The sequence below is a fragment of the Acinetobacter sp. YWS30-1 genome (assembly GCF_033558715.1).
In the GTDB taxonomy this organism is placed as follows: domain Bacteria; phylum Pseudomonadota; class Gammaproteobacteria; order Pseudomonadales; family Moraxellaceae; genus Acinetobacter.
In genome coordinates, this window is sequence record NZ_CP114606.1 from 2,071,757 (window position 1) to 2,087,536 (window position 15,780).

The 15,780-nt window shown below is 40.8% G+C and carries 20 protein-coding genes; 12 read left to right on the forward strand and 8 right to left on the reverse strand.

What is annotated here, in order from left to right; all coding sequences use genetic code 11:
* The first annotated feature begins 10 nt into the window (after window positions 1-10).
* From O4M77_RS09720 to O4M77_RS09730, 3 genes are all read left to right on the forward strand, one after another.
* Window positions 11-1,072 (forward strand): sulfate ABC transporter ATP-binding protein, encoded by a 1,062-nt coding sequence (locus O4M77_RS09720; protein ID WP_323713409.1) that lies wholly within the window; start codon window positions 11-13, stop codon window positions 1,070-1,072.
* Window positions 1,073-1,125: 53 nt separating this feature from the next.
* On the forward strand, window positions 1,126-2,049 hold the full coding sequence (locus tag O4M77_RS09725; RefSeq protein ID WP_004784546.1) for a CysB family HTH-type transcriptional regulator: 924 nt from the start codon (window positions 1,126-1,128) through the stop codon (window positions 2,047-2,049).
* Between the two features lie 119 nt (window positions 2,050-2,168).
* The gene (locus O4M77_RS09730; protein WP_323713410.1) at window positions 2,169-3,371 is read left to right on the forward strand and encodes an outer membrane protein transport protein; all 1,203 of its coding nucleotides are present in this window, start codon (window positions 2,169-2,171) and stop codon (window positions 3,369-3,371) included.
* A 63-nt stretch (window positions 3,372-3,434) separates the two neighbouring features.
* On the opposite strand, the gene carO is transcribed toward O4M77_RS09730, so the two are convergent.
* Window positions 3,435-4,172, reverse strand: coding sequence for an ornithine uptake porin CarO (carO, locus tag O4M77_RS09735; RefSeq protein ID WP_323713411.1), 738 nt, complete (start codon window positions 4,170-4,172; stop codon window positions 3,435-3,437).
* 299 nt (window positions 4,173-4,471) lie between these two features.
* On the opposite strand from carO, the gene dapD reads away from it, so the two are divergent.
* From dapD to O4M77_RS09760, 5 genes are all read left to right on the forward strand, one after another.
* Complete coding sequence (gene dapD / locus O4M77_RS09740) at window positions 4,472-5,293, forward strand: 2,3,4,5-tetrahydropyridine-2,6-dicarboxylate N-succinyltransferase (protein ID WP_004784553.1); 822 nt, start codon at window positions 4,472-4,474, stop codon at window positions 5,291-5,293.
* A 131-nt stretch (window positions 5,294-5,424) separates the two neighbouring features.
* Window positions 5,425-6,135 carry a 7-carboxy-7-deazaguanine synthase QueE gene (gene queE, locus O4M77_RS09745; protein ID WP_005236680.1) on the forward strand — a complete coding sequence of 237 codons (711 nt, stop codon included), beginning with the start codon at window positions 5,425-5,427 and terminating at the stop codon, window positions 6,133-6,135.
* 33 nt (window positions 6,136-6,168) lie between these two features.
* Window positions 6,169-6,837, forward strand: coding sequence for a 7-cyano-7-deazaguanine synthase QueC (gene queC, locus O4M77_RS09750; RefSeq protein ID WP_034704975.1), 669 nt, complete (start codon window positions 6,169-6,171; stop codon window positions 6,835-6,837).
* Between the two features lie 27 nt (window positions 6,838-6,864).
* Entirely contained in the window at window positions 6,865-7,326 is a 462-nt protein-coding gene (locus tag O4M77_RS09755) for a hypothetical protein (RefSeq protein ID WP_323713412.1), read from the forward strand.
* An 80-nt stretch (window positions 7,327-7,406) separates the two neighbouring features.
* Window positions 7,407-7,865, forward strand: a complete 459-nt coding sequence (locus tag O4M77_RS09760) for a peroxiredoxin (RefSeq protein ID WP_323713413.1) — start codon at window positions 7,407-7,409, stop codon at window positions 7,863-7,865.
* Window positions 7,866-7,939: 74 nt separating this feature from the next.
* Here O4M77_RS09760 and O4M77_RS09765 read toward each other — a convergent pair whose 3' ends face one another.
* On the reverse strand, window positions 7,940-8,539 hold the full coding sequence (locus O4M77_RS09765; protein ID WP_004784563.1) for a LysE/ArgO family amino acid transporter: 600 nt from the start codon (window positions 8,537-8,539) through the stop codon (window positions 7,940-7,942).
* 107 nt (window positions 8,540-8,646) lie between these two features.
* Here O4M77_RS09765 and O4M77_RS09770 point away from each other — a divergent pair, with 107 nt between their 5' ends.
* Window positions 8,647-9,549 (forward strand): LysR family transcriptional regulator ArgP, encoded by a 903-nt coding sequence (locus O4M77_RS09770; RefSeq protein ID WP_180130228.1) that lies wholly within the window; start codon window positions 8,647-8,649, stop codon window positions 9,547-9,549.
* Between the two features lie 46 nt (window positions 9,550-9,595).
* Here the strand turns inward: O4M77_RS09770 and O4M77_RS09775 are convergent, their stop codons facing one another.
* Both O4M77_RS09775 and O4M77_RS09780 read right to left on the reverse strand, forming a co-directional pair.
* A complete protein-coding gene (locus O4M77_RS09775; protein ID WP_323714100.1) occupies window positions 9,596-10,159 on the reverse strand; it encodes a YceI family protein in 564 nt (187 codons plus the stop codon).
* Between the two features lie 47 nt (window positions 10,160-10,206).
* Window positions 10,207-10,776 (reverse strand): nicotinate-nicotinamide nucleotide adenylyltransferase, encoded by a 570-nt coding sequence (locus tag O4M77_RS09780; RefSeq protein ID WP_004784571.1) that lies wholly within the window; start codon window positions 10,774-10,776, stop codon window positions 10,207-10,209.
* 101 nt (window positions 10,777-10,877) lie between these two features.
* On the opposite strand from O4M77_RS09780, the gene O4M77_RS09785 reads away from it, so the two are divergent.
* Both O4M77_RS09785 and O4M77_RS09790 read left to right on the forward strand, forming a co-directional pair.
* On the forward strand, window positions 10,878-11,678 hold the full coding sequence (locus tag O4M77_RS09785; RefSeq protein ID WP_323713414.1) for an enoyl-CoA hydratase: 801 nt from the start codon (window positions 10,878-10,880) through the stop codon (window positions 11,676-11,678).
* Window positions 11,679-11,751: 73 nt separating this feature from the next.
* Window positions 11,752-12,546, forward strand: coding sequence for a nitroreductase family protein (locus tag O4M77_RS09790; RefSeq protein ID WP_166138362.1), 795 nt, complete (start codon window positions 11,752-11,754; stop codon window positions 12,544-12,546).
* Window positions 12,547-12,669: 123 nt separating this feature from the next.
* Here the strand turns inward: O4M77_RS09790 and O4M77_RS09795 are convergent, their stop codons facing one another.
* The 3 genes from O4M77_RS09795 to O4M77_RS09805 all read right to left on the reverse strand — a co-directional run bounded on the left by O4M77_RS09795 (window position 12,670) and on the right by O4M77_RS09805 (window position 14,921).
* Complete coding sequence (locus O4M77_RS09795) at window positions 12,670-13,527, reverse strand: IS982 family transposase (protein ID WP_179992473.1); 858 nt, start codon at window positions 13,525-13,527, stop codon at window positions 12,670-12,672.
* Between the two features lie 177 nt (window positions 13,528-13,704).
* Window positions 13,705-14,022 carry an NGG1p interacting factor NIF3 gene (locus O4M77_RS09800; RefSeq protein WP_166139647.1) on the reverse strand — a complete coding sequence of 106 codons (318 nt, stop codon included), beginning with the start codon at window positions 14,020-14,022 and terminating at the stop codon, window positions 13,705-13,707.
* A gap of 17 nt (window positions 14,023-14,039) precedes the next feature.
* The gene (locus tag O4M77_RS09805) at window positions 14,040-14,921 is read right to left on the reverse strand and encodes a LysR substrate-binding domain-containing protein (protein WP_323713415.1); all 882 of its coding nucleotides are present in this window, start codon (window positions 14,919-14,921) and stop codon (window positions 14,040-14,042) included.
* 167 nt (window positions 14,922-15,088) lie between these two features.
* On the opposite strand from O4M77_RS09805, the gene O4M77_RS09810 reads away from it, so the two are divergent.
* On the forward strand, window positions 15,089-15,232 hold the full coding sequence (locus O4M77_RS09810; RefSeq protein ID WP_323713416.1) for a hypothetical protein: 144 nt from the start codon (window positions 15,089-15,091) through the stop codon (window positions 15,230-15,232).
* 169 nt (window positions 15,233-15,401) lie between these two features.
* Here O4M77_RS09810 and O4M77_RS09815 read toward each other — a convergent pair whose 3' ends face one another.
* On the reverse strand, window positions 15,402-15,527 hold the full coding sequence (locus tag O4M77_RS09815; RefSeq protein ID WP_257226172.1) for a KGW motif small protein: 126 nt from the start codon (window positions 15,525-15,527) through the stop codon (window positions 15,402-15,404).
* Window positions 15,528-15,780 lie beyond the last annotated feature (253 nt).

Genomic DNA, 15,780 nt, shown 5'->3' on the forward strand with positions numbered 1-15,780 from the left:
GAATGCCCACATGAGTATTCAAGTTAAAAATATTGAAAAACACTTTGGTGCATTCCATGCACTGAAAAACATTTCGCTAGATTTCCCCGATGGTCAACTGGTGGCGTTACTGGGTCCATCAGGCTGTGGTAAAACCACTTTGCTGCGTATTATTGCAGGTCTGGAATCGGCAGATGGCGGTCAGGTGATCCTTGAGGGTGAAGATGCCACCAATGTGCATGTACGTGAGCGTGAAGTTGGCTTTGTATTCCAGCACTATGCCCTGTTCCGTCATATGACCGTATTTGACAATATTGCCTTTGGTCTGCGTGTTCGTCCGCGTAAAACCCGTCCATCTGAGGCAGAAATTAAAAAGCGTGTTACCCGTCTTTTAGATTTGGTTCAGCTGGGTTTCCTGGCAGATCGATATCCAGCTCAACTTTCGGGTGGTCAGCGTCAACGTATTGCGCTGGCACGCGCGCTGGCCGTTGAACCGCGCGTATTGCTACTGGATGAACCTTTCGGCGCACTGGATGCCAAAGTCCGCAAAGAGCTGCGTCGCTGGTTACGTACCCTGCACGATGAACTACATATCACTTCGATCTTCGTGACTCATGATCAGGAAGAAGCACTTGAAGTGGCCGATCAGATCGTGGTGATGAACAAAGGGAATGTAGAGCAAATCGGTTCACCTCGTGAAGTCTATGAAACCCCGAAAACTCCATTTGTATTCGACTTTTTGGGTCAGGCGAATCGTTTTGAAGGTCAGAACCATGGCGGCCTCATCCAGCTCGGTGAAGACCGCATTCAATTTGAGGGTGCAAAAAATGCCGCTCAAGGTGAAGTGATTTTATTCGCACGTCCAGATGAGTTACGCATTCATGCACAGCCACACGACAATGCCATTCAAGCGACCTTCATTCGTGAATTATGGATCGCGGGTAAAGTAGTTGCAGAGCTAAATGACCGTCAAGGCAATCTGATTGAAATTTTACTGACACCGGATGAAGCGAGAGCACATCAATTCCGCCCAAATCAAACCGTATGGTTAAGTGCGGTTAACTTGCATTTATTTGAAAACCAGGTCGCTTAAGATCAAAAGATGGGGCTTTAAAATGCCCCATCCTCTTCTAGGGTAAGAGAATTATGAATTTCCAACAATTAAGAATTATACGAGAAACGGTTAGACAAAACTTTAATTTAACTGAAGCTTCCGCTGCGCTTTATACTTCGCAGTCCGGGGTAAGTAAGCATATTAAAGATCTGGAAGATGAACTGGGGGTGCAGTTATTTATCCGCAAAGGTAAACGTCTACTGGGCTTAACCGAACCGGGTCAGGCACTTTTAGGCATTGTGGAACGCATGCTGGTTGATGCAGACAATATCAAACGTCTTGCGGATGACTTTAACAAGGTCGATGAAGGCACGCTGACCATTGCAACAACACATACTCAGGCACGTTATGTATTACCGCCGATCGTGAATCAGTTCAAAAAAGAATTTCCGAAAGTTCATCTTATTTTGCAACAAGCCAGTCCAATGGAAATTACTGAAATGCTACTTCAGGGTGAAGCAGATATCGGGATTGCGACTGAAGCCTTAACGACTGAAGAAAATCTGGCGAGTGTGCCTTATTATAACTGGCAGCACAGTATTATTACGCCGCAAAATCACCCGCTAAATAGCAAAGAACAGGTACGTATTGAAGACCTCGCTGGCTATCCGATTATTACTTATCATGGTGGTTTTACTGGCCGTTCTAAAATCGACTCAGCCTTTGAAGAAGCCGGTGTAGATGTGGATATCGTAATGTCAGCTCTGGATGCCGACGTGATTAAAACTTATGTCGAGCTCAACATGGGTGTCGGTATTGTCAATGATCTGGCTTATGATCCAGAACGTGACTATCGTCTGAAACAGATTAAAACCGATATTTTTGGGGTAAATACTACCTGGATTGCAGTACGTAAAGGCCACTTATTACGTGGTTATGGTTATGAGTTTATTTCTTTATGCTCACCAGATGCAGATATCAAGGCACTGAAAAAAGTCGCTTATCCAGATGAATAATATGGATTGTACTTTCTGAATTGAAGAGGCGTATTGCCTCTTTTTTTAATTTTAACAGTAGATTATTTCATTAAAAATCAAGCATAATTACAGTATAATTCAATAAATAAATTATATTAATGATGAGCTACAAATTTTCCCTCTTGGGATGTGGACTGATTTTTTCCGGGACAAGTTTTGCAGCAGCTTTTGAGCAATCTAATCAAACTATCCAGTCCTTCTTTGAAAAGGAACATTATGCCGAAGTCTCATTTGCCTGGACGCATCCTAATGTTAGTGGTCAAGTGCAACATACCGAAGTATTAGAACAATTAGGTATTCAGGATTTTTCCACGGGTCAGCTTGCGAATAATCAGCTGGTTATTAATGCTGCATTAAAACTACAGCTTCATCCTCAGATCTCCTGGGGTTTTATTTACGATCAGCCCTTCTATGTCGATGTTGCATATCAATATAGTCCAGTTTTTGCAGGTGAACCTACAGAGATTGAAGCAGCCGATATTGAGTTTGATAGTCATAATCTGACTTCCATTCTTGGTTATCAGCCTGATCCCAACTGGAATCTCTATGCAGGACTAAGTTATCAGACCTTAGAAGGTAATTTAAGTTTGGTAGGTGAATCTTTTTCTGTCTTTAATGGTTATCACGTTCAGCTTGAACAAAATGCTGCCTGGGGTTGGCTCGCTGGAATGAGCTATCAAATTCCTGAGTATTTCTTTAGAACTGCGTTAACTTATCGTTCAGCCATAAATCTTCAACTGGAAACCACAGAATCACTTACAGTCGGCACAGCTACGTCCTGCTTTACCCAAGTGCAAACACCTCAATCCATTAATTTTGATTTTCAGACTGGGCTTCCCTCTCAGAATATTTTTTATGCGGGTTTACGCTGGGTAAATTGGCAAGATTTTGTTATTCAACCGCCGAAATTCAGTGCAGTGATTGATTATGCTGCCTTAGAGTTTCCTGAAGTGAAAGATATCAAGATGATCGATTATCAGGAGGATCAATGGTCGGCCAAATTTGGAATCGCACATCAATGGCCTTCTTCTGTTATTCATTCTTTTGAAATCTTATGGGACTCAGGTACGGGAAATATAGCTTCCACCTTGAATCCGAGTGATGGTTATTGGGGGGTGGGTTTGGGCTATTTTCAGAATTTTCTAAAAGACTGGGATATTGCTACAGGACTGTATTATTTAAAATTCCAGAAGCCTAAAACAGATACAAACGCTGCTATACCCCAGTTCGTAGGCTTATCTGCAGTGGATGATAATAATGTATGGGTGGTCGGTATGAAGTTGGGCTATCACTTTCAATAGTTTTTAATAAATAAAAAAAACGAGCCGAAGCTCGTTTTTTTTATTAGGTTAAGCAGCTATAGCTTAGAAACGGAAGCTTACACCTAGTTTAGCCACTGGTAACCATTCGTATTTATTATCGTTACGAAGTGCATCTCGCTCATCAGCTAATGCTTGCTCTAAAGAACGACCATCGTCAGCACGGTCAATTGTATATGCTTCTGGATTAGCAGTTAAACTTACAGTAGGATTCCCATTATAATAGGCCCCTACCTCGCCGAAGACCCCCCAACGATTGGTAATGGCTGGTGAGAAACCAATCCCTACATAAGGTGCAATATTATTTTTATAAGATAGGTCACCATTAATGCGAACATCTGTATTGCCTGCATTAAAACGTGCCCCATCAACTGTGAATGAAGCATTAGTACCTGGACGACGTTCTAGACTATAATCATTATCAATATATGCTACACCGGCAGCCATATAGAACCAGTTCGCCCAAGGACGAATCTCAGCGTTCAAATAAGTCAGGTTATTGTCCATATCCAGGTCATATTTAGAACCGTTGATTGATAAATCATCAGTCCAAGAAATATCACCACCATTATAACCTAGAGTAACACCGACATAAGGGTTAGCATTCCAAGAGATCGCGCCACCATAACCGGTAGTACCGACTTCAGCACGAACAGCTGCAGGTTTAAAGAAAGAGAATTCAGCTACGCCTTCATCTGTTACGATTGTTTCATCAGCAGCCATGACAGATCCAGCTGTGGCAGCTAGAACGGATACTGCTAAAAGTTGATATAAAGCTTTCATTATTTCTCTCCTCAAAAGAACTTTTTTTTCATCATTAGTTATTCGTGATGAGCTCAATATAAAGGAGTCAATGAATATTTTTTATTCGTGTTTTGCTGAGCTTTTGTTATTTTTTGATACATATTAATTTTTCTTGTTGAATGATAAGCCTTTTTTAAACAATGTTTGTACATATTTAAAATACGAAAAGGATACTAATCACTTTACTTGCGAATTTAATTCAGCACCCTTCCTAGTTTTCCATCTTTTTAGAGCAATATAGTGTAAAATATCGGAAATTTTTTTCTGGAAGGAAGATCATGTCTCAGCTTTCAACAATCATTGAACAAGCGTTTGAAGACCGTGCGAATTTCACAGCAGCAGACTGTCCTGCTGAAATCCGTCAAGCAGTTGAGGAAGTAATTGCTGGCCTGGACAATGGTACTTTACGTGTTGCTGAAAAAATCGAAGGTGAATGGGTTGTTCATCAATGGATTAAGAAAGCGGTATTGTTATCATTTAAATTAAACGATAACAAACCAATGGAAGCTTGTGATCTTCGCTTCTACGACAAAGTAGATACTAAATTCTCTGACTGGACTGACGAGCAGTTTAAAGCTGCTGGCGTACGTGTTGTTCCTCCGGCGGTAGCGCGTAAAGGTTCTTTCCAGGCGAAAAACGTGGTACTGATGCCTTCTTATGTGAACATCGGTGCTTATGTAGATGAAGGTACGATGGTTGATACTTGGGCAACTGTAGGTTCATGTGCTCAAATCGGTAAAAATGTTCACTTGTCTGGTGGTGTAGGAATCGGTGGTGTTCTTGAGCCGCTTCAAGCTAACCCAACAATTATTGAAGACAACTGTTTCATCGGTGCACGTTCTGAAATCGTTGAAGGCGTAATCGTTGAAGAAGGCTCTGTCATTTCAATGGGCGTATTCATTGGTCAATCTACCAAGATTTATGACCGTGAAACTGGCGAAATTCATTATGGCCGCGTACCTGCTGGTTCTGTTGTGGTATCAGGCAGCCTGCCATCTAAATGCGGTAAATACAGCTTATATGCAGCTGTAATCGTGAAAAAAGTAGATGCGAAAACTCGTGCTAAAACTAGCCTGAACGATCTGCTACGCGAAGACTAAGATGTCTTAACCTAGAGGACACATTTGTGTTCCCCGGAGCTTCAACTGCTCCTCGTCTCTACGGTCAGCAATGATCGTAGGGATTTTTATTTTTATACATTGTTATTTATTTTTCAGTGGTTAATGTTGTTATGAATACGCTTCGATCTTCCGCAATTCCAGTTTCTGATCCGTCTGCGGGCTTACGCATTACGGAGATCTTCTATTCATTACAAGGTGAAGCCAATACTGCAGGCTTACCGACCGTATTTATCCGCTTAACCGGCTGTCCACTGCGCTGTACCTATTGTGATACTACCTATTCTTTTGAAGGTGGCGAGCGCAAATCTTTAGATGACATCATCCAGACCACGCTTGATTTTAAAACGCCTTATGTCTGTGTGACCGGTGGTGAACCATTGGCGCAACCGAACGCCCTGCCCCTGATGCAGCGACTTGCAGATTTAGGCTGTGAAGTCTCTTTAGAAACCAGTGGTGCGTTAGATGTTTCTAAAGTGGATGCACGGGTATCTAAAGTTCTGGATTTAAAAACACCAACTTCAGGTGAAGTTGCACGAAATTTGCTTACAAATCTGGATCATTTAACTCAGCATGACCAGATTAAGTTTGTGATCTGTAATCGTGAAGATTATGAATGGTCAAAACAGCAGGTAGAACAGTACCAGTTGAATGAAAAAGTCAGTACGGTCTGGTTCTCCCCTGCCTTTGCAGTTGAAAAAGGAGCTGCGCGCTTGCCACAATTGGCACGTGATCTGGCTCAATGGATTTTAGAAGACCATCTCCCTGTTCGTTTCCAGCTGCAGCTGCACAAGTTGTTATGGAATGATGAAACTGGTCGTTAATTTTTGTAAATTTACTATATTGGAGTATTTGTTATGCGCCCTCGTGCCATTGTATTGTTATCTGGCGGATTAGATTCAACAACCTGTCTGGCTTGGGCGCAGGCACGCTATGAATGTATCGCACTGAGTTTTATGTATGGCCAACGCTCTACTACAGAACTTGATGCAGCTCGTGCGCTGGCTCAACGCTCGGGTGTAGAACATCGTGTCATCAATATTGATTTAGGTAACCTAGGCGGCTCAGCCCTTACTGATCATAGCATTGAGGTACCAGACCAATTGCAGGAAGGTATTCCGGTAACCTATGTACCTGCACGAAATACCATCTTCTTATCTTATGCTTTGGCTGCTGCAGAAGTGTTCGGTGCTGAGGCAATTGTGATCGGGATTAATGCGGTGGATTATTCAGGTTATCCAGACTGCCGCCCGGAATTTATTGAAGCTTTTGCCAACATGGCACGCCTTGCAACCAAGGTCGGTGTTGAAGGTCAAGCCCTGAAATTTGAAACACCTTTGTTACATTTATCCAAAGCAAATATCATTCGCTTAGGCCTAGAACATGGCGTAGACTACAGTCAAACGGTATCTTGCTACCAAGCAGATGACCAAGGACGTGCGTGTGGAACATGTGACAGTTGTCGTTTACGCAAGCAAGGTTTTGCTGATGCAGGTGTTGAAGACCCGACACGTTATTACCTTTAAAATCGATCAAGGTTATAAATCCATATTATGAATATTAAAGCCAAATTACTTGCGACTAGCCTACTCTCTTTGTCTGCCCTATTTTCAACTGCATCTTTTGCAAATAATGATCCAGCTAAGGCAAAAGCAGAATTTGAGGCGATGAAAAAAGAATACACAACTGCCATGAAAAATGCTGGAAGCAGTTCAAATGTACGTGACGGTTTAATTAAAGCCTGTGCTATTCCATACAAACAGGCAGTGAAGTACAAAAAACTGACCCTGTCTGATGTGAATAAGCTTTGTACATGTGAAGTAGATGCAGAAGGTAAATTGACTCAAGCTCAGAAATGGCAGATTCAAAGCACCATTAACCAGAAGAAAAACCCTGCAACTTTAGACTTTGTTAAAAAACAAAGCCAGAATGTGCAGTCTTGTGTAGGCCCACAGCTCGCAGGTAAATTAAATTCACTTGCTGCAGAAGCCAATAAAGCCGCTCAAAAGAAATAATCCTGACGGATGTTTTTCTAGAATAAGCCACTATAATGTGGCTTATTTTTTTGAAAAAATTTAGAAAAATTGGAGAAACCATGTCTGAGATCAGCTTACCTGAGCACACTTTTTCAACCACTACAGGTGAAATTAATCTGGCCCAACTGGATGCAGAATGGCTGGCTATCTATTTTTATCCTAAAGATTCGACACCTGGCTGTACCACTCAGGCAGTAGGTTTTTCTTGTTTAAAAGATCAGTTTGATGCACTCAATACGACTATTCTGGGCGTATCACGTGATTCGGTTAAAGCGCACCAGAACTTTACTGAAAAACAGAATCTGACTATCAATCTGATCAGTGATAAAGAGGAAGTGTTATGCAAACACTTTGATGTCATTAAAGAAAAGAATATGTATGGCAAGAAAGTGATGGGCATTGAACGCTCTACCTTCATTTTCCATAATGGCAAGCTGGTCAAAGAATACCGCAAGGTAAAAGCTGCTGGCCATGCTGAACAGGTTTTAGAAGATTTGAAAGCTTTACAGGCTGCTTAAGGTGTTTCATAAAATCAAAAAGGCATGAATAGAAATATCATGCCTTTTTCTTTAGAGTTGCTGCAAATATAAGTTTAATTTACTAAAGAAACCGCAATCGACCACATTACACAGCCAATAAGTATATCCAGTATTTTCCAGGCTTGTGGCCGCTGAAAAATAGGTTGCAAATAACGTGCTGCATAGCCCAGTCCAAAAAAGAATACAAAGGACGCACTAATCGCTCCTAAGGCAAATTGTATCTGCGCATTGGAATATTGGGTGGAGATAGAACCAATCAAGACCAGTGCATCCAGATAAACATGCGGATTGAGCCAGGTCAGCATCAAACAAATCAGCAAAACCTTATATAAAGAAGGCACATCTTTTTGATCTGTGTCCAGACGCTGCTCATTCTTCCAGGCCTGATAAAAATGCTGAGCGCCATAGATCGCCAGAAAAGTTGCACCCAGATATTTCGCCATATTGATCCAGTGCGGATTGACCAGCATCAATTGTGAAAACCCCAAAACACCGGCAAAAATTAATATTGCATCAGATAAGGCACAACACATACAGATCGCAAAGACATACTGCTGTTTCAAGCCCTGCTTCAATACAAAAGCATTTTGTGCACCAATGGCAATAATCAGGCTAAAGCCTACTGCAAGACCTTGTATATATGCATTTAACATTGGAATATCATGGAATTATAAAGATGGGGATCATTATCTATGTTATTCTTTTCAATTAAATATAATTAAGAAAATATCATTTAGACTAAATTTTATTTAGGTAAGCTATGCCACTTAATTCTAAAAACTGTGATGCTTTTCTGGCTGTTGCAGAAACCCAAAGTTTTGATGCTGCCGCAAAAGTATTAAATATAACGGCTTCGGCAGTCACTTTAAGAGTGCAAAATCTGGAAAGAGATCTGGGGCAAGTTCTGGTACTACGTGAGCGTCCTTGTAAAGTGACCAATGCCGGTCAAACCTTACTGAATTATTTGCAGCATCAACGCCTGTTGCAGCAGCAATTGATCCAGCAATTAAATGGTCAAAATAAAGCAGAATTTAGCTCGATTCATATTGCGGTAAATGCAGATTCACTCGCGACCTGGTTATTTCCCTGTCTGAACACCACCCTGCTTGCAGAGAAAATCACTTTGAATCTTCAGGTCGCTGTTCAAAGTGAAACTCATAAGCTTCTAGAGCAGGGTCAAGTCAATGCCTGCATTAGCAGTGAGAGTGAAGCCATGCCGGGCTGTAAGGCTCATTTTATCGGGCAGATGCATTATAGAATGGTCGCAACACCTGCTTTTGTGCATTCCTGGTTTAAACAAGGCATTCACCGGGAATCACTGCGTAAGGCACCTGCTGTAATTTATAATGATCAGGATCATTTACATAGCCATCTACTGTTAGCTCAATTTGGTTTAAACCAGCAATGTTTTCCTTTTCACTATATCCCCTCCTCGACCGCCTTTGCGGATGCTATTTTTTCAGGATTAGGATATGGTTTGGTGCCGGACTATCAAATTGCGGACCGGATTCAAAATGGGACACTGATCGAAATACTGCCTGAATGCTGTTGTGATGTACCTTTATATTGGCATCACTGGAAACAGCAGTCTCCCGCTCTAAAACAGTTAACCAAAGTCATTCTGGAACAGGCAGAACAATGTATGAATAATCCAATTCAATAAGCAGTTCTATGATGTCCTGCCGAATTCACAGAAATTGAATATCAGATTATTGGGTTTTCCACTGTCCCATTAGGTGAATATTAACTTTTTCACCCACGCCTGCAGTGGCTTTCTTCATCCCAAAATCTGAGCGATTAATTACCGTGGTTGATTTCACATCGAGTAGATTAGGATTAGCCTTGTTCGGTGTCAGCGTGGTATCGAAAACTACTGGTCGAGTAACCCCTCTTAGAGTGAGTTGACCCATGACCTGATAACGATTCGTACCATTTGGCTTAAACTGGGTACTTTTGAAATTGACTGTTTTATAGCGCGATGCATGAAACAGGTCCTCACCCATAATCATATTTTTAAGGCTAGGTTTGGAAACCTCCAGGCTATCCACCTGCATAGTGAACTCAGTAGATGACTGTTGTGGCCGATCGGGATCAAACTGCATGGTTGCCTTGAACTCTTGAAAATTTCCCTTTACCACATTCAAACCCAAGGAGTTAATGCTAAAGCCGACACTACTTTGAGGCGTCAATATCCAGCTTTTAGCATACGCAGCCGATATACACATAGCAGATAGAGCACCCGCATAAGCTATATTTTTCAGGAATAGATTCATTGTGTTCATCCTTAACAATCAAATGAACTCACTACCTTAAAACGGTTTTAGCCCAGATTTGTTTTATCATTTAGTTCAAACTTGTTGACCAATTGTTGATAAATCTCATTATTTTTAAATTTATGTAAAAACTCACTGGTGCCTAAAGGAAAAGCCGATTCCACCACTTCACCGCGATAATACGCTTCACGTAAAGGAGTGGCGGATATAGCGCCAACCAAGCTATCCAGTTCCACCATTTCCCATTCCGGGAACAAACTTAAATAATAAGAAGATTCATCTTTAAAGTGTCCAATTAGACCAACTTTTGCTTCTGCTTCAACTACTTCAGACACCAGCGATTTCACCAGTTTTTGCCATTTTTCATCATTATAGACATCAATGACATGGACAAATTTAATCCGTTTCTGATCTGCTTCAGAAAAATTCGACAGGATCATTTCTTCACGTTCAGTGGCCAGAAATGGATTTTTAATATTACGTTCTTGCTGTGCTGAGCCTAATGCCAGAATCACCTGCTGGCTCTGCTGCAAGGCAATTTTAATCGTTTGCATATGGGCCAGATGGAAAGGTTGAAAACGACCAATAAACACCAGGTAATCAAATTTATACTTCATAGCACATCTTACTTTTATGAACGCATCAGTTATGCCGCAGGGAATTTTTTGCGACATAATAAGCGCCAATAAATTCATATTAATAAAGCAAGGATAGTACGATGACACTGAGCTGTATTCAACAACCGCATCAGCATTTAAATGCGAATTTAGACCATGGCGTATTGACCTTAGCCATTCACCGTCCTGAAGCAAAAAATGCGCTTTACGGCGAACTATATCTATGGATCGCACAGGCACTGGATGAAGCGGATCAGGATAGTAGTGTGCGTGTCGTGATTCTACGTGGTCAAGACGCAGACTTTAGTGCCGGCAATGACATGCAGGACTTCATGAAGTTTATTCAGACACCTCTGCAAGCTAAGGCTGGCGATACCCCTCCTTTTGTCCTGTTGAAGTCTGCTGCAAAATTTTCCAAGCCTTTAATTGCAGCCGTTCGTGGCGTTGCGATTGGTATCGGGGTAACGATTCTGCTGCATGCTGATCTGGTTTATAGTGACAATACTGCCCTGTTCCAGATTCCATTTGTTAGTCTTGGCCTGTCTCCTGAAGGTGCTTCAAGTAAGCTGTTAGTACAACAAGCTGGCTATCATAAAGCGGCTGAGCTATTGCTTACGGCACAACGGTTTAATAGTGAAAAAGCATTGGGCGCAGGTCTGGTAAATAGCATTGAGGAAGATGTCTATGCTGCTGCTGAAAAACAGGCACAAACTTTGGCTGCTTTACCACTTGCTTCCATTAAGCAGACCAAAGCATTAATGAAACATAATCTGGCTGAAATTATCGAGTGTATTGATGATGAAGCTGAGATCTTTATGAAACGTGTGGGTTCACCTGAAATGACGGAAGCGGTTCAAGCCTTTATACAAAAACGGAAACCTGATTTCACACAATTCAACTAATTCTGAAACTTATCTTTTAATTGAGGCAGTTTAGACTGCCTCAATCTTTTATTTTTTTGAAAGAATCTAGCTTATGACTAATGAAAACTCCCAAACGACTTCTCAAACAACCGATAGTTCAAATCCTGAAAAGAAACGTTATTACGAACCTGCACCTCAGGATATTGATGTAGACAATTTCCGAAAGGTCATCGAAAGCCGCCGTTCAGTGCGTAAATTTACCAAGAAGCCAATTCCTGCCGAGGTCCTCGATGCCTGTCTGGATTTGGCCTTGCTGGCACCAAACTCTTCAAACCTGCAGCCGTGGACATTTTATGTGGTGCAAAACCCCTCCAAGAAAAAACGTCTGGTTAAAGCATGTATGAGCCAGCTTGCTGCTAAAACAGCTTCAGAACTGATTGTCTGTGTGGCACGTACTGACCGTGTAGATGAAATGGCAAAACTGAATATCAGCGAGTTTCCATTTCCTGAGGCTCCACCAGCCATTAAAAAGTACTATAAGTACATTCCATACAACTACAAAACCGGTTATTTAAATGCCTTTGGTAACTTTAAGAAAGTTGCTTTCAAAGTAGCACGTACACTCGATAAACAAATGCCGGTTTCCGCATTTAGTCCTGCCGATGCCAAACTATGGGCAAGTAAAACCACAGCATTAGCCTGTGAAAACCTGGTACTGGCTTTACGTGCTTATGGTTTTGATAGCTGTATGATGGAAGGTTTCGATGAACCAATGGTTCGTGAAATTCTGGACCTGAATGATCAGCAATATCCGGTGATGGTGATTGGTGCTGGTGAACGTGCCAAAGATGGCGTGTTCTTCCCGCAGTATCGTTTTGATCGAGAGCTGTTTATTCAGAAGGTTTGAGTTTAAAAATAGTATTTAAAGGATTTAAGAATATTAATTTACTTAATATTTGATGACATGGATGTCGCTTAATTAAGTATATTAGAAAAATCTAAATAACCCCAATCATGGATAAGCCTAGTTTTACATCGTTGTAAATTGAGGCTTATTGTGATGACAGATTTGATAAGCACACAAGGATGCATAAATCCCAGCCAAATAACCTGAAATGGAACGATGGCGACTGCTTACCAAGTTATATTGTTGCTTCAGTAAGCTAAAGATGGTCTCTATTTTATTGCGTTGTCTTAGCATCATTTCATCTTCTGATGATAGCTTCACTGGTCGCATATTCTTGCGATGATAGGTAATTAATTCAATATCCTGCTTTACCAATTTTTCTTTTAAAGTTTCACTGATGTAGCCACGATCACCAAAGATTTTACCGATGTAGCCTTGAGCTAGCTTCGGCAGAATTTTTATATCTGAAGTATGGCCATTTGACAGTTGGGTCTGAATAAATTGACCCTGAGCATCTACTAATACATGTAATTTACATCCATAGAACCACCCCATTGAGCTTTTAGCTCGTGTGGCAATCTTTTTTAAAGATTTATGACGTTGGATACGCTGATTCTTACATACGGGTAAAGTTGTAGAATCAACCCAGGCACAAGCTGTTTGAGCGCTAGAAGTTAGAGAAATATGCAATGCTTGAAGTGCGAGTTGATGTTGATTGATTAAATGAACCATCCGCTGATAGGATGGGAGGGCCTTGAAAAGCTTATAATAAAAGCGCTGTATCATGCCATAAAAGGCTTTGAAATGATGAAGTTGAGAGTTCTTATACCAGACCGCGATAAAAATGATTTCAGATAAACAAAGAACCCCTGATCTCTGCCTGACCTTCGGATTTTCTTGTTTTAAATATTGCCAATAGATGGCTTCATTTTTCTGAAAAAAATCGTCAATCGTACAGAATAAAGTTGTAAACTCGAACATAGGATGGCTGGTTAAATAGTTTGTGTGGTAACTCACTTATCAACTTAGCCATCTTTTTTTTCAACTGAATTTCTTATCCATGATTCGGGTTATAATAATAAAAGCAGATTGGGTGTTTTTAATATATAGACGGCACATCAACACTAATGCACCGTCGGTTTATATCACTTCTAAAATTTAAACTTTTATATCTAAGAGCTGTATAAATTCAAATGCCGGTTCTTCATAAGGATGACTGTCTTTTAGAGCTTTCGCCACTTCAACAGCCTTTTCATCAGGTACAAGAATTTCGACCCGCCATTCTTCCACATTTTCCAGCTGGCCGATTTCCCCAATATGAGGATCTGCACCGCGCTGTGGCTTAAATTGTCCAGTTCCCAGTACTTGCCAGGCACAGTCGGTATATTCACCAATCCCACCTGCACCTGCTGCAAAGACAGCCTTCTTGGTTTCCTCCAGGTTTTCATCTGGTACGTAATAAATCAGTTTAAGCATATATCCCTACAAGTTTTTCAAGCATTTACCGTATTGTTAAGGGCTTCGGTAATAATATTCAATGCTGGATTTTGAGAGTTCTTGTTAAATGTTGCATATAGTTCTACCTGGGGTAAAGGTCGATCTGTCTGGATCACTTTCACTTCATCATTCAGGAAACGTAATAAATAATCGGGAGCAAAACTAAAACCCATACCCATATTGATCAGGTTAATATGCTGTAGCACATTGGTCACCCACAGCACCTGATCGTGCTTTAGCTGATCAAAGGACATCAAGGCATTGAGTCTTTCGTAAAATACAGGTGATGCATTCTGATCACACATAATAATCGTATGATTTTTCAGTTCTTGTAATTTCAGTATTCGATCGGTTGGGTGCAAATGCTTGGCTGCAACCAAGTGAATTTGTTCTGTCAATAAATGAATATTGTCAAAATCTGGATGATCCATCTGAAAACGGGTAATACTTAGATCTAGTTCAGCATTTTTTAGACGTTGAAGCTGTTCCAGACAGAACAGGCTATGCAGATGAATTTTCAGATCTGGCATGGTCTTTTTCAACTTGGCCAAAATATGTGGCATGACTTTTAGTTCGGCAACATTCAGAAAACCAATATGAATCTGGTTATTTTTCTGCTGGGCCACCTGTCGTGCTGACGCAACGGCCAATTTGGCATTTTCTAGAGCTTTTTCTGCATAGATTAAAAAGGCCTTACCTTCATCGGTTAACTGTATTTTTCGTGAAGAACGCTCAAACAGGTTAACGCCAACTTCCTGCTCCAGATCTTTAATCTGCTGGCTTAAAGAAGGTTGAGCCGTAAACAGCTTTTCAGCAGCCCTAGTGAAACTCTGCTCCTGCGCCACGGTAATAAAATAGCGTAAATGTCGAAGTTCCATAGATTGCTCACTTCAAAAAACAGGTGCTTATCATACGATTTAGGCCAACATATTGAAAATACTAATAGATCAATAGCTTATACGAAAACTCATATAATTACCTTCTATGCATGACCAGACTTTGCATCTCATACATTTATTCCTGTTTCAGGTATACACATAGTGTCTTGCATGACGCAGTATTCGACACTGAATCGGGTGAAGGCTGGAGTCAGGCAGCTGAATCGCTGAACTTGCCATATTTGGATGTGATTCGGATTGTTTCTCATTATGTGTATGGCACTTGGGATGGCAAGTCTGAAATTTCATGAATCTGTGTAATTCTGGTTAGGCCGGTTGGTTATATCGCTTGGTGTTATCAGCACAGTATTAATAATGCTTTTGATTATGTGAATACGCTGAAGGTAACGTTAAAGCAGATTCAACCCACTGTTTAGCAATAAAAAAGCCACCTCTCGGTGGCTTTTTTAAATCTGTTGATCAAGAACCCTGTAGCAAATAACTACCTACCAAGAACAGCACCTGTAGGCCAACGACAAAACCAAATAACCACCAACCTTTCTGACGTAATTCTGTTCTATCCATTATTCTGAGCATCTTAGCCATGTCATCACCTCATTCTTGAGTGTTGATACTGAACTGATCTATACCATCTTTCCTTTAAAGTGCATAAATATTGTGCATTATTTACACAATATCACTTCTATGCAGATATAAAAGCAAAATCTAAACCAGTTCAGCGGGAGAAAATTAAATAAATGTTTCAAACTGCTTAGAAAGCAAAAAGCCACCCACTGGTGGCAATTGATGAAGCTAGTCTAAACAAAAGTAAATGATTTTTCTAGTTTTACTAATTTCC